This is a genomic window from Pseudomonas sp. yb_5 (genome assembly GCF_043103865.1).
Classification (GTDB): Bacteria; Pseudomonadota; Gammaproteobacteria; order Pseudomonadales; family Pseudomonadaceae; genus Aquipseudomonas; species Aquipseudomonas putida_Y.
In genome coordinates this window covers 38,734-55,377 of sequence record NZ_JBICKE010000056.1, presented here as the reverse complement: position 1 = coordinate 55,377, position 16,644 = coordinate 38,734, and the positions used below count along the sequence as shown (strand labels likewise).

12 protein-coding genes are annotated in these 16,644 nt (G+C 59.7%); 9 read left to right on the top strand and 3 right to left on the bottom strand.

What is annotated here, in order from left to right:
* The first annotated feature begins 28 nt into the window (after window positions 1-28).
* On the top strand, window positions 29-1,363 hold the full coding sequence (locus tag ACF8GF_RS07925; RefSeq protein WP_176682465.1) for an MFS transporter: 1,335 nt from the start codon (window positions 29-31) through the stop codon (window positions 1,361-1,363).
* Between the two features lie 124 nt (window positions 1,364-1,487).
* Here ACF8GF_RS07925 and ACF8GF_RS07920 read toward each other — a convergent pair whose 3' ends face one another.
* Window positions 1,488-2,495, bottom strand: coding sequence for a GlxA family transcriptional regulator (locus tag ACF8GF_RS07920; protein WP_103444257.1), 1,008 nt, complete (start codon window positions 2,493-2,495; stop codon window positions 1,488-1,490).
* Between the two features lie 181 nt (window positions 2,496-2,676).
* On the opposite strand from ACF8GF_RS07920, the gene pssA reads away from it, so the two are divergent.
* Together pssA and ACF8GF_RS07910 are read left to right on the top strand one after the other, a co-directional pair.
* Window positions 2,677-4,005, top strand: a complete 1,329-nt coding sequence (gene pssA / locus ACF8GF_RS07915) for a CDP-diacylglycerol--serine O-phosphatidyltransferase (RefSeq protein WP_392487907.1) — start codon at window positions 2,677-2,679, stop codon at window positions 4,003-4,005.
* A gap of 232 nt (window positions 4,006-4,237) precedes the next feature.
* Window positions 4,238-5,383, top strand: a complete 1,146-nt coding sequence (locus ACF8GF_RS07910; protein WP_392487906.1) for a GGDEF domain-containing protein — start codon at window positions 4,238-4,240, stop codon at window positions 5,381-5,383.
* A gap of 121 nt (window positions 5,384-5,504) precedes the next feature.
* Here ACF8GF_RS07910 and ppnN read toward each other — a convergent pair whose 3' ends face one another.
* Together ppnN and ACF8GF_RS07900 are read right to left on the bottom strand one after the other, a co-directional pair.
* Entirely contained in the window at window positions 5,505-6,878 is a 1,374-nt protein-coding gene (gene ppnN, locus ACF8GF_RS07905) for a nucleotide 5'-monophosphate nucleosidase PpnN (protein ID WP_176682468.1), read from the bottom strand.
* 208 nt (window positions 6,879-7,086) lie between these two features.
* Window positions 7,087-8,148 carry a YeiH family protein gene (locus ACF8GF_RS07900; RefSeq protein WP_392487905.1) on the bottom strand — a complete coding sequence of 354 codons (1,062 nt, stop codon included), beginning with the start codon at window positions 8,146-8,148 and terminating at the stop codon, window positions 7,087-7,089.
* A 112-nt stretch (window positions 8,149-8,260) separates the two neighbouring features.
* On the opposite strand from ACF8GF_RS07900, the gene ACF8GF_RS07895 reads away from it, so the two are divergent.
* From ACF8GF_RS07895 to ACF8GF_RS07870, 6 genes are all read left to right on the top strand, one after another.
* On the top strand, window positions 8,261-9,148 hold the full coding sequence (locus ACF8GF_RS07895) for a LysR family transcriptional regulator (protein WP_392487904.1): 888 nt from the start codon (window positions 8,261-8,263) through the stop codon (window positions 9,146-9,148).
* A 156-nt stretch (window positions 9,149-9,304) separates the two neighbouring features.
* Complete coding sequence (locus ACF8GF_RS07890; RefSeq protein WP_392487903.1) at window positions 9,305-10,330, top strand: AraC family transcriptional regulator; 1,026 nt, start codon at window positions 9,305-9,307, stop codon at window positions 10,328-10,330.
* Window positions 10,331-10,599: 269 nt separating this feature from the next.
* Window positions 10,600-11,952: an aromatic acid/H+ symport family MFS transporter gene (locus ACF8GF_RS07885; RefSeq protein ID WP_176682472.1), complete on the top strand. Its 1,353-nt coding sequence runs from the start codon at window positions 10,600-10,602 to the stop codon at window positions 11,950-11,952.
* 28 nt (window positions 11,953-11,980) lie between these two features.
* Window positions 11,981-12,709 (top strand): nitroreductase, encoded by a 729-nt coding sequence (locus ACF8GF_RS07880; RefSeq protein ID WP_176682473.1) that lies wholly within the window; start codon window positions 11,981-11,983, stop codon window positions 12,707-12,709.
* Between the two features lie 103 nt (window positions 12,710-12,812).
* Window positions 12,813-14,132, top strand: a complete 1,320-nt coding sequence (locus tag ACF8GF_RS07875; protein WP_274144597.1) for an OprD family porin — start codon at window positions 12,813-12,815, stop codon at window positions 14,130-14,132.
* A 385-nt stretch (window positions 14,133-14,517) separates the two neighbouring features.
* Window positions 14,518-16,569 (top strand): TonB-dependent receptor, encoded by a 2,052-nt coding sequence (locus tag ACF8GF_RS07870; RefSeq protein WP_392487902.1) that lies wholly within the window; start codon window positions 14,518-14,520, stop codon window positions 16,567-16,569.
* Window positions 16,570-16,644: the final 75 nt, after the last annotated feature.

The following is a 16,644-nucleotide window of genomic DNA, read 5'->3' as shown; positions in this document are numbered from 1 at the left end:
CAATTAAAAGAACCAGAGGGTACCCGTCATGTCCAGCACCACCCTTGACCCGTCCGCTATTGCCGGCCCCGCACACAACACCGAACGCCAGGCGCTGCGCAAGGCCGCCCGAGCCAGCTTCATGGGCAACTTCGTCGAGTGGTTCGACTACGCCGCCTACGGCTATCTGGCCACCATCATCGCCGCCACCTTCTTCCCGCAAACTGACAAGACCACCGGCCTGCTGGCTACCTTCGCGGTATTCGCGTTGTCTTTCCTGGTACGCCCGCTGGGCGGTATTGTCTGGGGCCATTTCGGCGACCGACACGGTCGGCGCAACGCGTTGTCGTGGTCGATCCTGATCATGTCGGTATCCACCTTCTGCATCGGCTTGTTGCCGGGCTATGCGCAGATCGGGCTGTGGGCGCCGGCCTTGTTGTTGCTGATCCGCCTGGTGCAGGGTTTTTCCGCCTCGGGTGAGTATGCCGGGGCCGCTGCGTTCCTGGCCGAGTACGCGCCGCCTGGGCGGCGTGGCTTGTACACCAGCATCGTGCCGGCCAGCACGGCAGCGGGGTTGTTGTTCGGTGCGGCGTTCGTCGCGGTGCTGCATGAGCTGCTCAGCAGTGAAGCCCTGCATGAGTGGGGCTGGCGCCTGCCGTTTCTGCTGGCGGCGCCGTTCGGCCTGGTAGGGCGCTATATCCGCATGAGCCTGCAGGACACGCCCAAGTTCCTGGAGATGGAACAGCGCCTGGAAACCAAGGCCGGCATGGCTACGACGCCGCTGCGCGAACTGCTGGGCCAGCACCGGCGCAGTCTGGCGATCGGCATAGGTGTCACCTGCCTGAATGCGGTTGCGTTCTACCTGTTGCTCAGTTACATGCCGACCTACCTGTCCAGTGAAATGGGCATGAGCGAGCGGGATTCGTTCATCGCCTCGACGGTGTCGCTGGCCACCTATATCGGCTTGATCTTCCTGATGGGACGGTTGTCCGACCAGTTTGGTCGCAAGACCATGCTGGTGGTGGCCTCGCTGTTGTTCCTGGGGTTGACCGTGCCGTTGTTTCGCCTGCTGGACGGCCAGCCGCTGCTGGTGATTCTGGCCATCCAGATCCTTTTCGGTGCGATGCTGGCGATGAATGACGGGACCTTGCCGTGCCTGCTGGCCGAAATCTTTCCGACCCGGGTGCGCTTCAGCGGGTTTGCCTTGAGCTTCAATGTGGCCAATTCGTTGTTTGGCGGGACTGCGCCGTTCATCGCCACCTGGTTGATTCAGGTGACGGGCAGCAAGCTTGCCCCGGCAGGATACTTGCTGGCGGCAGCACTGGTGGCGCTGGTGGCCATGCTGATGTGTCGGGAGACGGCGCACGCGGCCCTTGAAGATTAGTTGACCTGCACTGGCCCCTTCGCGGGCAAGCCCGCTCCTACAACGGCCTGTGTCGGACCACCGATGTGCGTGTAGGAGCGGGCTTGCCCGCGAAGAGGCCAGCCAAGCCAGTACATGACCCCATTCAATGGAGAGAGGCCTGCCGCCGCTCCCCTAAAGGCGACAGCCCGAAGAACCGGCTATAACTCTTGGAGAAATGCGCAGGCGAACTGAAGCCGCAAGCCAGCGCTACCTCACGGACTTGCACGTCACTGCGCAGCAGTAACTCCCGCGCCCGCGACAGCCGCAGCTCCAGGTAGTACTGGCTGGGCGTGCGCTGCAGGTACTTGTGGAACAGCCGCTCCAATTGGCGCACGGTCACTTCGTTGAGGCTGGCCAGTTCCTCCAGCCCCAGCGGTTCCTCCAGATTGGCCTCCATGATCGCCACCACCTGGCTCAGTTTGGGCTGGGCGCTGCCGAGCAGGGTGCGCAGCGGCACACGCTGGCGCTCACGTTCACCGCGTACGCGGTCGCACAGCAACAGTTCGGCGGCCTTGGCCGCGATGTCCTGGCCGCCCGTGTCCCGGGCCACCAGTTGCAACATCATGTCCATGGCCGCCACGCCGCCTGAGCAGGTGTAACGGTCGCGGTCCAGTTCGAATAGCTGGCTGGAGATCACGATACCGGGGAAGTGCGCCTGCAACGTCGGCAGGTCTTCCCAGTGGATGGTGCAGCGGTAACCCTTGAGCAATTCGGCCTTGGCCAGCAGGTAACTACCGGTGCAGATACCGCCCAGCGGCAAGCGCTGGCGGGCCAGTTGGCGCAACCAGTCGATCAGTGGGCGGTTGCTACGGCTTCGGTCGATCGGGTTGGCGCCGACCACCAGCAAGGCATCCAGCGCGGGGGCGTTGGCGATGTTGTAGTCGGGCAGTACGCGCATGCCGTTGCTGGCCACCACCGGCGCGTCGTCTGCGGCGATCAGTACACTGCGATACAGTGGCTTGCGCGCGGCCAGGTTGGCCATGCGCAGGGTCTCCACCGCGGACGCAAGGCCGATGGTGGTGAAATTGGGCAAAATCAGGAAGCCAAAGGTCTTTGCCGAACAACCCTTTACAATAGACGGCGATAGGTTTGCAGAAGCGGGGTGGACCATTGCGCTGTTCCTGTGCAAGCTGAGGCCTGGTTGGTCAGGGGCAGTGAGAAAGCAGAGCCTCGCGTGGTTCTTGTTGTTATGTGTCGTTGCGGGGTCGATCATACACCCCGGATGCAGCGGCCAGGAATGGCCCCGCCGGCTGGCAGGGCCGACAGTGATTGCACAGAGAAGGTGAGCGTCAGTGAACCCCGAATCCATGCTGGCGGGCTTGTCAGGCTACGCCATGCCCCCCGAAGCGATACAGGTGCTGCCCGATGCCAAGGCTTACCGCGCCTGCCTGTTCGAGCGCATCCGTACGGCGACTCGGCGCATCGTGATTGTCGCGCTGTACCTGCAAGAGGACGAGGCTGGCCAGGAAGTGCTGGATGCCTTGTACCAGGCCAAAGCCGCGCGGCCAGGCCTGGAGATCACCATTGTGGTCGACTGGTTCCGCGCCAGGCGCGGGCTGCTGGGGGCCGGGCGTCAGCCGGGCAATGCCGCCTGGTACCAGGCCCAGCGCCAGTTGCGCGGGCTGGATATCGCCATCCATGGCGTGCCAGTGCAGACCCGCGAACTGTTCGGGGTGTTGCACCTCAAAGGCAGCATCATCGACGATTGCGTGATCTACACCGGTGCCAGTCTGAACAACGTCTACCTGCATCGTTTCGACCGCTATCGCCTGGATCGCTACCACCTGTTCCAGTCACCGGCACTGGCTGATGCCATGGTCGGCCTGGTGCAGCGTTTGCTGCATCACACTGCCACACCGCGCCTCGACCTGCCGGCGCCACCTTCTACCCGCAGCTTGCGTGGCGACATTCGGCGCTTGCGCGCACGGCTGCGGCGCATGGCCTACGAGGTACCGGCCAGCGTGACGGGGCAGGGCCTGCAGGTGATCCCGCTGCTGGGTGTGGGCCGTGGCAATCCACTGAACCGGGCGCTGTGCGCCTTGCTGGCAGTGGCGCGCACGCAGATCATCATCAGTACGCCGTATTTCAACCCGCCGCAGGTCGTGATGCGCGAGCTTGACCATGCCCTGGCGCGGGGGGTTGGGGTGGAACTGATTGTCGGTGACCGCACCGCCAACGACTTCTACATCGCCCCTGGCGAACCGTTCAGTGCCAGTGGAGCATTGCCCTATCTGTATGAGGACAACCTGCGCGCCTTCGCCCGCCGCCGCCACGCCGCGATTGCCAGTGGCCAGCTGCAAGTACGCATCTGGAACGATCCTGGGCATACCTTCCATGCCAAGGGCGTGTGGATCGACCAGCGTTATTCGCTGCTGACCGGCAACAACCTGAACCCGCGCGGGTTCAACCTGGACCTTGAGAACGGCCTGCTGATCGACGACCCGCAGGGTCAATGGCTGGCGCCACGGGAAGCAGAGTTGACCGAACTGCGGCGCTTTGCGCCGAGAATCGGCTCGGCAGAGGCGCTGGGGGCGAAGGCCGAACATCCCAAGCAAGTGCGCAAGTTTCTGCGCCGGTTGCGCTACAGCCGGTTGGAACCGTTGATCAAACGGGTGCTCTGACGGCGCCTGGACTGGCCCTGTCACCGGCAAGCCAGCGACAGGGCCAGAGTGGTGCGCACTGCGCATTGATGTCATTATGATATTGCTGCCCGCGGCCCTTTGTCAGGGCCTGGATTACAATGTGCAGGCAACCGTGCAAGGCCCCTCTGAACGTGATCACGATCGCATACAGTCGGGCCTTTTCCCGTTAACCAGACAGGCCAATGCGTATATGGCGTTAGATCCACCCACGATGCTGACTATTTCAGTCGCTTTGGCCGCTGCGGCCGCCTTGTACCTGGCGATTGAATGGCGCAGTGTGCGCGAACCCTCGTTGCTGTACTGGAGTGCGGGTTTCGCCACGATTACGGTTGGTAGCACCCTGGCATTGTTGCGCGGGGTCGGCTTGCTGTTCATCGGTATCTGGTTCGCCAATGGCTTGCTGGTGGTGGCCCACGTGTTTTTCCTGATCGGCGTACTGCGCTTCACCCAGGAGCGCTTGTCACGCGCCTGGCTGATGATCGTGGTGGTCTGGTTCGCCTTGCTGCTGCTGCCCGTGGGCCCGCAGTGGTCGAAGGTGATGCTGATGGTCAACTCGCTGTTGGTGGCCTCGCTGACGCTCAAGGCCAGCTTCCTGCTGCGGCCACATGGCAAATCGCTGAGCGTCGGGGCCGTGCAACTGCGCTATGTGTTGCTGATCCATGGGCTGTTCTATGTGGCCAAGGCAGCCATCGCGATCACGCCAGGCACGCTGATTGACCTGGCGACCTTTGGCGGGCTGATCATTCAGGTTTCGCTGGTGGAAGGCGCGATGGCGATCATGCTGATTGCCTTGTCGATGACCGGCACCGTACGTTATCGGCGTGAAGAGCGCATTGCCCGGCTGGCAGCCCGTGACCCGCTGACTGCGCTGTACAACCGGCGTGCACTGAAGGTGCGGGCGGGGCATTTCTTCAAGGACGTGAGCCCGGCGCAGCCCGGGGCATTGCTATTGATCGACATCGACAACTTCAAACTGGTCAACGACCTGCACGGGCATATAGCCGGCGACCGATTGCTGATTGCCTTGAGCGAGATGATTCGTACGGCGCTGCCCGAGCGCTCGCTGGCGGCGCGGTTGGGCGGGGATGAGTTCGTCATCTTGCTGAGTGGCGCGAGCAGTGAACGGGTCATGGAACTGGGGAGTGGGCTGCGTGAGCAGTTCCAGCATTACGCCGACAAGACCGTGCCTACGCCCCAGGCGGTTACCTTGAGCATTGGTGCCAACGTGTTCGATCAGCCGCCGGCGAGCCTGGCGGCGTTGATCGAGCAGGGGGATGTGGCGCTGTACCAGTCCAAACGTGGGGGACGCGACAGCATTCGGTTTTTCGAGCGGGCGATGGTTGAACTCCGCCAGTGAGCGAGCCACCTGGGTGGCTGAGCTTTCATGAAACCCATGTGGGTGATCCGTACAGGCGCACCCGTCACCCGGCCCCCGCCTTTGACGGGCATCCACGCCCGTCATCAGCAAAACAGCGTGGTCAGGTTGCCACCTGATAGCACGGCACATACTCCGCGCCACCGGGCAGCTTCATCCGGTGCTGGTCGACGAATGCCTGCAGCAGCCGGCCCAGCGGGTCCAGTACGGCGCTGTCGCCGTGGATCTGATACGGCCCGTGTTCCTCGATCAGGCGGATGCCCTTGTCCTTGACGTTGCCTGCGACAATGCCGGAAAACGCCCGGCGCAGGTTGGCCGCCAGTTCATGGGGCGGCAGCTCGCGGCGCAAGTCCAGTTCAGACATGGCCTGGTGGGTCGGGTCGAACGGTCGCTGGAAGCTCTCCTCGATCTTCAGCAGCCAGTTGAAGTGGAAGGCATCGTTGCGCTCGCGGCGGAACTGCTTGACCGCTTTGAGGCCGTCGACCATGTGCCGGGCGACTTCCGCCGGGTCGTCGATGATGATTTCGTACAGGCGATGGGCGGCTTCACCCAGGGTGGCGCCGACGAAAGCGTGCAACTGTTGCAGATAAGGCTCGGCGCTGCGCGGGCCGGTAAGCACCACCGGGAACGGCAGGTCCTCGTTGTCCGGGTGCATGAGGATGCCCAGCAGGTACAGGAACTCCTCCGCTGTGCCGGCCCCGCCCGGGAAGATGATGATGCCGTGGCCGACACGCACGAAAGCCTCCAGGCGCTTTTCGATGTCAGGCAGGATCACCAGTTCGTTGACGATCGGGTTGGGCGCCTCGGCGGCGATGATGCCGGGCTCGGTGAGGCCCAGGTAGCGGCTGCCATGCATGCGTTGCTTGGCGTGAGCGATGGTGGCGCCCTTCATCGGGCCTTTCATCACGCCCGGGCCGCAGCCGGTGCAGACATCCAGCTTGCGCAGGCCCAGTTCGTGGCCGACCTTCTTGGTGTACTGGTATTCCTCGGTGCTGATCGAGTGGCCGCCCCAACACACCACCATCTTCGGCTCCACGCCCGGGCGCAAGGTGCGCGCGTTGCGCAGCAGGTGGAAAACGTAATCGGTGATGCCCTGGGAGCTTTCCAGGTCGATGCGCTGGCTGGCCAGCTCGCTTTCGGTGTAAACGATGTCGCGCAAGGCGCTGAACAGCATTTCACGGGTGCTGGCGATCATTTCGCCATCGACGAAGGCGTCGGCTGGGGCGTTCAGCAGCTCCAGGCGTACGCCGCGGTCCTGTTGGTGGATACGCACCTCGAAGTCCTTGTAGGCCTCAAGGATGGTCTTGGCATTGTCGACATGGGCGCCAGTGTTGAGGATTGCCAGGGCGCACTGGCGGAACAGTGTGTAAAGGCTGCCGGTACCGACTTCACTCAGTTGCTGCACTTCACGTTGTGACAGCGTCTCCAGGCTGCCTTTGGGGCTGACGGATGCATTGATGACATGGCGTTGAGGCATCTAAGTCTTTCCTGTGCGGGTAAAACATCCTTCTTTGACACCACCATACCGAGAAATGTGGGCGGCAACGAGGGGGGCGTGGAAAAACCTTGAGACCGAGCTGCCTGCTTCGCGGGTAAACCCGCTCCTACAGGGTACTTGCCGTCTTCAGGGCAGCACCCACCTGTAGGAGCGGGTTTACCCGCGAAGCAGCCAACCCGGTCTCGAATCAGCCCAACAGCTTCTGCACCCCCAGGGTAATCGCCAGCCCCCCGCCAACCAGCCACAGGTTCAGAATCGCCCCGGTAGCCAGCGCCCGTGGCCCAGCCTGGCGAATCTGGCTGAAGCGCGTTTCCATTCCCAGCGCGGTCATGGCCATGGTCAAGGCAAAGGTGTCCAGGCTGTTCACTGCCTGGGTCACGCTGCCGGGCAGCACGTGCAGCGAATTCACCAGGACCAGTGCCAGGAAGCCGAAAGCGAACCAGGGCATGGTAATGCGCCCGTTGCCCTGCGCCTGGCCAGCCTTGCGCGAACGGCTGATCCACAGGCCCACCACCAGCAGTACCGGTACCAGCAGCATGACCCGGGTCATCTTGACGATGGTGGCGACGTGCGTGGCTTCGGGGCTGACATTGCTGGCCGCGCCTACCACCTGAGCCACTTCGTGGACAGTGCCGCCCAGCAACAGCCCGGCGCCCATGGTATCCAGATGCAGCCAGCCGGCATTGATCGCCAGTGGGTAAAGGAACATCGACAAGGTACCGAACAGCACCACGCTTCCGACTGCCATGGCGCTTTTATGGGGGGCGCTGCGCAGCGCCGATTCGAATGCCAGCACGGCGGCCGCGCCGCAGATGGCGCTACCCGCGGCGGTCAGCAAGGCGGTATCGCGGTCGAGCTTGAACACCTTCATGCCACACCACAGGCCGATCAGCAGGGTACTGGTGACTACCAGCACCGATACGATAAGCCCCGACCAGCCGACTTCGGCAATTTCCTGCAGGCTTACCCGCAAACCAAAGAACGCCACGGCGATACGCAACAGGCCGCGAGCGGAAAAGTTGATACCGGCTGCCCAGCTTGCCGGTACACCGTCACGCAGCGCGTTGCCATACAAGGCACCTGCGACGATACCCACGATCAGCGGGCTGATGCCCAGGTTGGCGATAGCGGGCATGGCCGCCAGTTGCGTGACTGCGACCGCGAACAGCGCGACGAACAGAATGCCATTGAGCCGCCCTCGGGTGGAGAGGGTAGGGGCAAAGGCGGGGTTGGACGGAACCGTGGCCATGTGAGTCCTCCGGAAAAGGTGTTTCGACAAGGCCTACGTTAATCTGGTTATAAGCTTATAAAAAATCGTAATTTAGGATGGCAAATATCCGAATAGCTGATATTTTTGAAGAATGACCCCAGAGCAACTGATAACGTTCGCCACGGTTGCCGAACACGGCAACATCAGCCATGCGGCCCAAGCCCTGCACCTGTCGCAGCCGGCGGTGTCCGGCCAGCTCAAGCTCTTGCAAGAGGCGTTTGGCGAACCCCTTTACCAACGTGCCGGTCGCGGCGTGCGGCTGACAGCGGCCGGTGATCAGTTGCTGGCGCATGCCGAGCGCCTGCGCGAAACCTTCCGCCAGGCCCAGGCGCTGCGCGAGGCCATGCGCGGGCTGGAGCGCGGCACATTGCGTGTTGGCGCCAGTACCACACCCGCCAGTTACCTGCTGCCTTACCTGATCGCCGATTTTCACGGGCGTTATCCGGATGTGCTGGTCAGCACCTCGCATGGCAACACGGCGGAGATCGTCGCCGCCCTGGACAGTGTCGATATCGCCCTGATCGAGGGGCCGCCCGGGCAGGAGTTGCCGTTGGGTACGCAAGTCACGCCGTGGCGCGAGGACGAGATCGTGGCAATTGTGCCCCGTGGGCATCCCTTGGCAGGCAGTGGCCCGCAGACGCTGGCGGAACTCGGCGCCTACCCGTTGGTGCTGCGTGAAAGCGGCTCGGGTGTGCGGCAGATCGTCGAGCGGGCGTTTGCTCGTGATGGCGTGGCGATGCGTGTGGCGCTGGAGATCGCGGGCGTTGAAGGGGTAAAAGAGGCGGTCCGCGCCGGGATGGGGGTTGGCTTTGTGTCGGCGATGTCCATTCGTCATGAGGATGGGGCGCTGCACCGGTTGCAGGTTGCGCCGCAGGCGCTGGTGCGGCGTTTCTCCATTCTGTTGCCGCATGGGGCTACGCCTTCGCGGGCTGCCTCGCGGTTTCTTGAATTATGTGTTGCCATGCAAGAGGTGGGTTGATTGTAAAGGTCTCTTCGCGGGCGCGATCCAAAACGTTTTGCAATAAAAAACAAGGAGTGTTGACATCTGGCATAGTGATATTGGTACAGAGACGTTCTGTGGGCTTGTATGCTTTGCAAGGCAGCCTTCGGTATCAAGTTAGCAACGGAGCCCCGGATGGATTTTTCTGCCCACAAAGGCACCACGTCGATCAGCCTCGTGCGGGACGCACTTCAAGGAGCAGAACTGCGTGGCCTGGATGTTTCGACTGTACTCCGCCACGCACATATTGATCCGCTGTTGCTGGCCCAAAACTATGCCAGGGTACCTGCTGGTACGTTCTCCAGATTGTGGATTGCGTTAGCGGATTTGCTCGACGATGAGTTTTTTGCGGCAGACAGTCACCCCCTTCGCAGAGGTAGCTTCAAGCTGATGGCTCAGTTGGCCCTCGGCTGCGACACCCTTGGACAGGCGCTCAAACGGATTCTGGCGTTTCTCAGGACTGCCCTTGATGACATCTACGGGGCGGTGGAATGCGAGGGAGAGCATGCTGCAATTATCATTCATGATCATGGTGAGTTGCGAAGGGTGTTTTGTTACGGTGCCTGGCTGGTGCTCGTGCACGGCCTGCTTTGCTGGCTGTGCGACCGGCGCATCCCTATTTTGAAGTTATCGATGCGTCCTCCTCGGCCGGTGGACGACAGCGACTATCGAATGCGCTTTTGTGAGGAAATCGAGTGGAGGGCCGATAGAACCACCGCTGTTTTCGAGAAGAGCTTTCTGGAGTACAAGGTTTGCCAAACACCTGGTTCTCTTCCTGCCTTTTTAAAAGGAACGCCAAGTAACTTCCTTGTGAAATACCGTAACGACGACAGTACGAGCATTATGATCCGGCGGCGATTGAAACTGCTCCCTCCCCACACCTGGCCTGAACTCGATGAGCTCGCACGCGACTTGAGCATGTCCAGTTCCACCCTGCAACGAAGGCTCTATGCTGAGGGTTTCACCTACCAACGGCTCAAAGACAATCTCAGGCGGGATATTTCCATCAGTCTGCTGTGCCGGGCAGGTATGACAGTGGATGGCGTTGCGTCAGAGGTTGGCTTCATTGAGACCAGTGCGTTCCACCGGGCATTCAAGAAATGGACGGGTATCACCCCTGGTGCTTACAGACGCTCGTTGCGTAGCCATCGAGGGAACTAGTCCTCTGCGCGTGGGCTGATCACACTCAGTCTGAAGCCATCGGGCTTCCAAAACTGCCCGTTCCGGTCAAGCAGAATGATGCCATTGGGCATGGTTGGCGCTTGCCATAAGGCCTACGATTTTCCTCGGGCGCCGTCTAGTTGGTGCTTCTCAACTCTCCCGACTCACACCCGGAACCATGCGTACCTGTGCGTGTGGTCGAGTTGTGCCGGATCGCTATACGTATGTGGACTTCAAAAACACAACAATAAGATTGAAGGAGACACGGTATGAGTTCTTTGAATATGTACACGTTGACCGAAGAGTCGAAGTTCAACCGCTTTCATGGAATTATTCTGTTCTGGTGCGTGTTGATTCTGATTATCGATGGTTACGACTTGGCAGTGGTGGGGGCTGCCCTGCCAGCCATCATGGCCGATATGCAAATTGACGCAACCAGCGCCGGGGTAATGGCTGGCTCAGCATTGTTTGGGACAATGCTGGGCGCCATTTTTTTAGGCACATTGGCAGATCGAATTGGCCGGCCGAAAATGATCGCGATGTGTGTAGCGCTGTTCAGCGTTTTCACCGCTGCGGCAGGGTTCACTGACAGCCCGCTGACCTTCAGTATCATGCGCTTTATCGCCGGCTTGGGAATCGGCGGTGTGTTGCCCATCTGTACGGCGCAGATGGGTGAGTTCTCACCCTTGAAAGTTCGCACCCGGCTGGTGACCATCGTTTTCGCAGGCTATTCGGTGGGGGGGATTCTGGTAGCGCTGACGGGTAAACAACTGATCGAAAGCTACGGTTGGCAATACGTGTTTTACGTGGCAGTCCTGCCAGTGGTTTTGATTCCTTTCATTCTCAAGACAATGCCCGACTCTATCGGCTTTATGTTGAAGCAGGGTCGACAAGACGAGTTGAAAGTCATCGCGCGTCGCCTTCGTCCTGACCTTGTGATCAAGGATGACACGCAGCTCGTTGGCAATCCGCAGATTATCTCTGCTCAAGACAAGCCGGTACGAAGCCTTTTCCTGGAAGGCCGTGGATACAGCACGGTCATGATCTGGATGGCATTCATGACCGGGCTGTTCATGGTGTATGCACTCAATTCGTGGCTCACCAAGTTGATGGCCATGGCGGGCTTCAGCCTCGGTTCAGCCCTGAATTTCGTCATCGTGTTCAACCTCGGTTCGATCTTCGGTGCAATTCTGGGTGGATGGCTTAGCGACAAATTCAGCATCAAGCACGTCTTGGTGGTGTTCTATGTAGTGGGCGCGGTCGCACTCACCTTGCTGGGATATACCCGCTCCACCGAACTGCTCTTTGTCGTCGTGTTCATCGTGGGTGCCTCGACCCTTGGCACCCAGCTTCTGGCCTATGCATACGCCGGCGATTTCTATCCCTCCACCATCCGCTCGACTGGTGTCGGTTTTGCATCGGGGGTCGGTCGCGTCGGGGCGATTGTCGCACCTGTTTTGATTGGTGCCTTGGTGTCGATGGCGTTGCCGCTGGAGCAGAACTTCATGGCAATCGCGCTCGCCGGCCTGATAGGGGCTGTTGCAGTGACCATGATCAATCAATCTCGCTCGGACTCGGCTGTAGTGAGGAAGAAGGCCACGGTTGCCCACGAGCTGACCTGACCGTAATTCTGAGAGACAGGTTCCACGTATGCTTATTGATCGTTTGCGCAAATCACCGGTAGGTTTGGACGAAACAGCCCGTTTGATCGACTGGGCAATTGTCTCACGTCGGAGCATCAGGTCGTTCCTCCCAACCCCAGTTCCGCTAGAGGAAATCGAAACGATGCTGAACGTTGCTCGCTTTAGCGCAACAGGCGTCAACCTGCAGCCCTGGAACGTGCATGTTGTTACCGGTGATATGAAGGCACGGTTGTCCGCAGCACTTGCTGAGGTTGATGACCATCCGGCTGATGACCAACGCTTTTCTGATCCCTACGCGTATTACCCCAGGGAGTGGACATCTCCCTACATCGAACGGCGCAGGGAGGTAGGGTGGGGGCTCTATAGCCTGTTGGGCATCAGTCGAAGCGATAAACAAAGGATGCACGAGCAACACGGCCGGAATTATCGCTTCTTCGGGGCGCCTGTTGGCCTGTTCTTCACGATTGACCGCGTGCTCCAGGAAGGGAGTCTGCTGGACTATGGCATGTTCCTGCAAAGCCTCATGATTGCCGCACGGGGAAGAGGCTTGCACACCTGCCCGCAGGCAGCATTCCTTAAATATCACAGCATCATCACTGAAATGCTGGAAATACCGAAGAGCCAAATGCTTGTCTGTGGGATGAGCTTGGGTTACGCCGATGATGGCAGCATTGAGAACACGCTGGTTACTGGCCGTGAACCCGTGCGTGCATTCACTACCTTTCACTCTGAATAAAAACCTGGCATCCGCCCTGTCCACGTTTGGCGTCGGGCAGGGTGATGCTGTTTCGATCATTCCGCTAAAGCGGGCCTTAACCCATTTGTAGGACTGGCATTGCATGGGGCGCTTCGCTGCGGTCCATGCTCAAGCACACAACAAGAACAAGGTGCCTGTGATGTCTATTGCTTTTAAAAAACCGTTGGCTTGTTCAGCAGCACTGCTGGTCGCGCCTTATGCTTCTGCCGCGTTCGTGGAAGACTTCAAAGGCAGTCTCGAGCTCCGAAACTTCTACTATAATCGCGATTTTCGCAATGACGGTGCCACTCAGTCCAAGCGCGATGAGTGGGCGCAAGGCTTTATTTTGAACCTGCAATCCGGTTTTACAGAAGGACCGGTGGGCTTCGGTATTGATGCGATGGGCTTGCTGGGGGTGAAGCTTGATTCCAGCCCGGACAGAACAGGATCAGGGCTGCTGGCCTACGATTCCGACAGGAATGTTGAGGATGAATACGGCAAGTTCGTGGCCACCGCCAAAGCAAGGATGGGCAAGACGGAATTGAGGATAGGGGGAGTAAACCCTCTGATGCCGCTACTCTGGAGTAATAATAGCCGCCTACTGCCTCAGATCTTTCGCGGTGGCTCGCTGACCGTCAACGACATCGATAAATTGACGGTAACGGCTACAAGGGTCAACGCAGTGAAGCAGCGTAATTCCACCGATTTCGAATCACTCACAGCCACTGGCTATGCCCCGGTTGAGGCGGATCACTACAACTACCTGGCATTTGACTTCAAGCCTGCGAAGGACATGACCTTCAGTTTGCACGCCGCCGAACTTGAAGATCTCTATAAATCCTACTTCGCCGGCATTAAAGTCATCAAGCCGTTGTGGGAAGGCAATGTGATCGCGGATGTTCGCGTGTTCGATGCCAGCGAGACGGGCTCCAAAAAACTGGGTGAGGTGGACAACAGAACGCTGAGTAGCTACTTCGCCTACAGCATCAAGGGGCACACCATCGGCGGCGGTTACCAGAAGGCTTGGGGCGACACCTCGTTTGCGTTCGTAAACGGCGCGGATACCTATTTGTTCGGCGAATCGCTGGTCAGTACATTCACTGCCCCTAACGAGCGAGTGTGGTTTGCGAGATACGACTTTGATTTCGCTGCTTTGGGTGTACCGGGCTTGCTGTTCACCACCCGGTACATGAAAGGTGATGATGTCGATCCTGATCTGTTGACGAGCCGCCAAGCCGCTTCACTCCGCCTCAACGGGGAGGAGGGCAAAGAATGGGAGAGGGTCACTGATATCTCTTATGTCATTCAGAGTGGGCCGGCGAAGGGTGTTTCGTTCCAGTGGCGTAACTCCACGAACCGCTCGACCTACGCTGACAGCGCTAATGAAAATCGCTTGATCATGCGCTACACCTTCAACTTTTAAATAGCGAAATGGGCCGGCCCTCTGGAGCCGGCCCTTTGTTATTCGCTCCGGAAATCTCCTGCCAGATTAAGGGGAGTGCGTGGGCATTCGGATTCGCCCATGGCCGCAAACGTTCCGGTGAGGGCAATGTCGGAAAGGTCACGCGCGTTGAGGTGCTTGGGCATGCCTTGACAGGGGCGCCGACTGGACGATCCATCCTGGATTGCTCGCAAGGCAGTGCGCCACTGTTCTTAGGCGCAAGCGAAGGAGGCGGCTATGGTTCAAGAAATCCCGATACGCCAGTGTTTAGTGTTATGGTATAACATCATTTGCCATAAGGCAGACGCAGATCTTGCCTTCTTCATCTGTGCGCCAATACACACTCAACCCCGCGTCAGGAACCTCCATGCGATTCACCCCAGCCTCGTTCGCCATCTTCACGGCAATGTTCACACCTGAAATCCTCGCCGAACAGACCGGTACCTCCACCATCGTCCTCGGTGAAGTGAATATCACCCAAACGGCCGGTACAGCCTTGAGCACTGAAAATGTGCTTACGTCGGTCGACGTCCTGGGCGGCGACCAGGTGCGAGACAAAAATGTGATGAACAGCTGGCAGTTGTTGGGGCAGATGCCGGGCATCCAGCTGACCGAAACGGGGCAAGGTGCCGAGTCCGGCAAGGTCACCTTCCGCGCGTTCAATGGTGAGGGCTACATCAACGGCATCAAGACCCTGATCGACGGTGTGCCGAGCAACGTCAACAGTGGCAACCAGCGCTTCATCGATATGATCTTCCCGCTGGACATCGAGTACATCGAGGTGGTGCGCGGTACCAACGATCCGCGCTATGGGCTGCACAATATCGGCGGCAACATCAACTTCGCGACCCGCCAGGGGGGGAACTATGTCGATAGCCGTGTGACTTACGGCAGCTTCGATACGCGCGAAGTGCAGTTGGCGGTCGGGCACGAGGAGGGGAATTTCGCCCAGAACTATATCCTCGCCAAGCAAGACAGCAACGGTTACCGCGACCACAGCGAATCCAACAAATACACGCTCGGCGGCAAGTGGTTCGTCAGCAACGACGAACAAGACTTCCGTGTTGGCCTGATCGCTCGCCTGTACCACCACCAGGCCCAAGAGTCAGGCTTCCTCACCCGCGAGCAACTGCACGCCAGCCGTACCCAATCGCCGGCCAAGAACGCCAATGATGGTGACGATCGTGACATGAAGCAGCTGAGCCTGCACGCCGACTGGCAGCTCGACGACGACCTGAGTCTGAGCAGCAAGCTGTACTACAACAGCTACAACGATGATCGAACCATCACGTTCACCGATTACCAGCCCGGCAACGCGCCACGCCAGCGTCGGCAGTGGGATGAACAGCAGCGAGGGATGCTCAGCAACCTGACCTGGCGCGCTGACGATCTGCTGACGCTGGATGGCGGCATCAACTACGAGGAGCAGGACAACCAGTATCGTCGCCTGCGCTACAGCTACGGGATCCCGACCGATTTCGACGCCACGCCGGCACGTGTGCAGAACGACGACACTTACACCCTGCGCAATATTGGCGGTTATGTGCAGGCGGTCATTCAGCCGACCGACGCGCTGAAGATCATTCCTGCCATGCGCGTCGACAAGTTTTCGGGTAACAGCGAAACGCTCGGCGGTGTCAAGGCATCCCTGCAGGATTATGGCTGGATCCGCCAGCCGAAGCTGAGCGTAATCTACAGCCTCACGCCCGAGATCGACCTGTACGCCAACTGGGGGCGTACCTTCCAGATTCTTACGGGCTCCGGCGGGCCAGCTTATAGGGTGCCAGGGCAAGCCTCGTACGACCCGTCGATCAACACCGGCAAGGAAGTGGGCATCAAGTTTCAGCCATTCCCGGGCGCTCAGGCGCGGGTTGCGCTGTGGCAGCAGGACGCGACCGATGAAGTCGCGAACATGCCCAGCACTGGCACCACGGTCGGCCTTGGCGAAACACGCCGGCGTGGCGTGGACATGCAGATCAGTGCGCAGCTGGACGATCAATGGACGGTATGGGCGTCCCACGCGATCCAGGAGGCCAAGGTGGTCAAGGCCTACGCTGCAAACGGCCAGTCATTGTCGGGCAAAGAGGTATTTTCCACCCCGCGCTACATCAGCAATGTGGGTGTCGACTACCGGTACAATGATGACTGGAAGTTCGGTGCGCAGGGGCGGGCGCAGGGCAGCTACTACATCGACGAGCTGAACGAGCAGGGTAAGTACGGCGGTTTCGTGGTCGTGGACGCCAGTGTCAGTTACCGTATTACCTCGTCGACCAGCGTCGACCTGCAGGTTAAAAACCTGTTTGACCGTGAATACGAATACGTCTGGTACGACAACTTCTTCTGGGGCGGCGACGACCAGGCGATGTTCTCGCCAGCACCTGGCCGCTCAGCGTTCGTGTCGATAAACATGAGCCTTTGACGGGAACCTCTTGAGGGCGAAACCTATCACCCTCAAGAGGTCTGCAGGATCTTAGGCCAGTTCACCTTGTGCTGC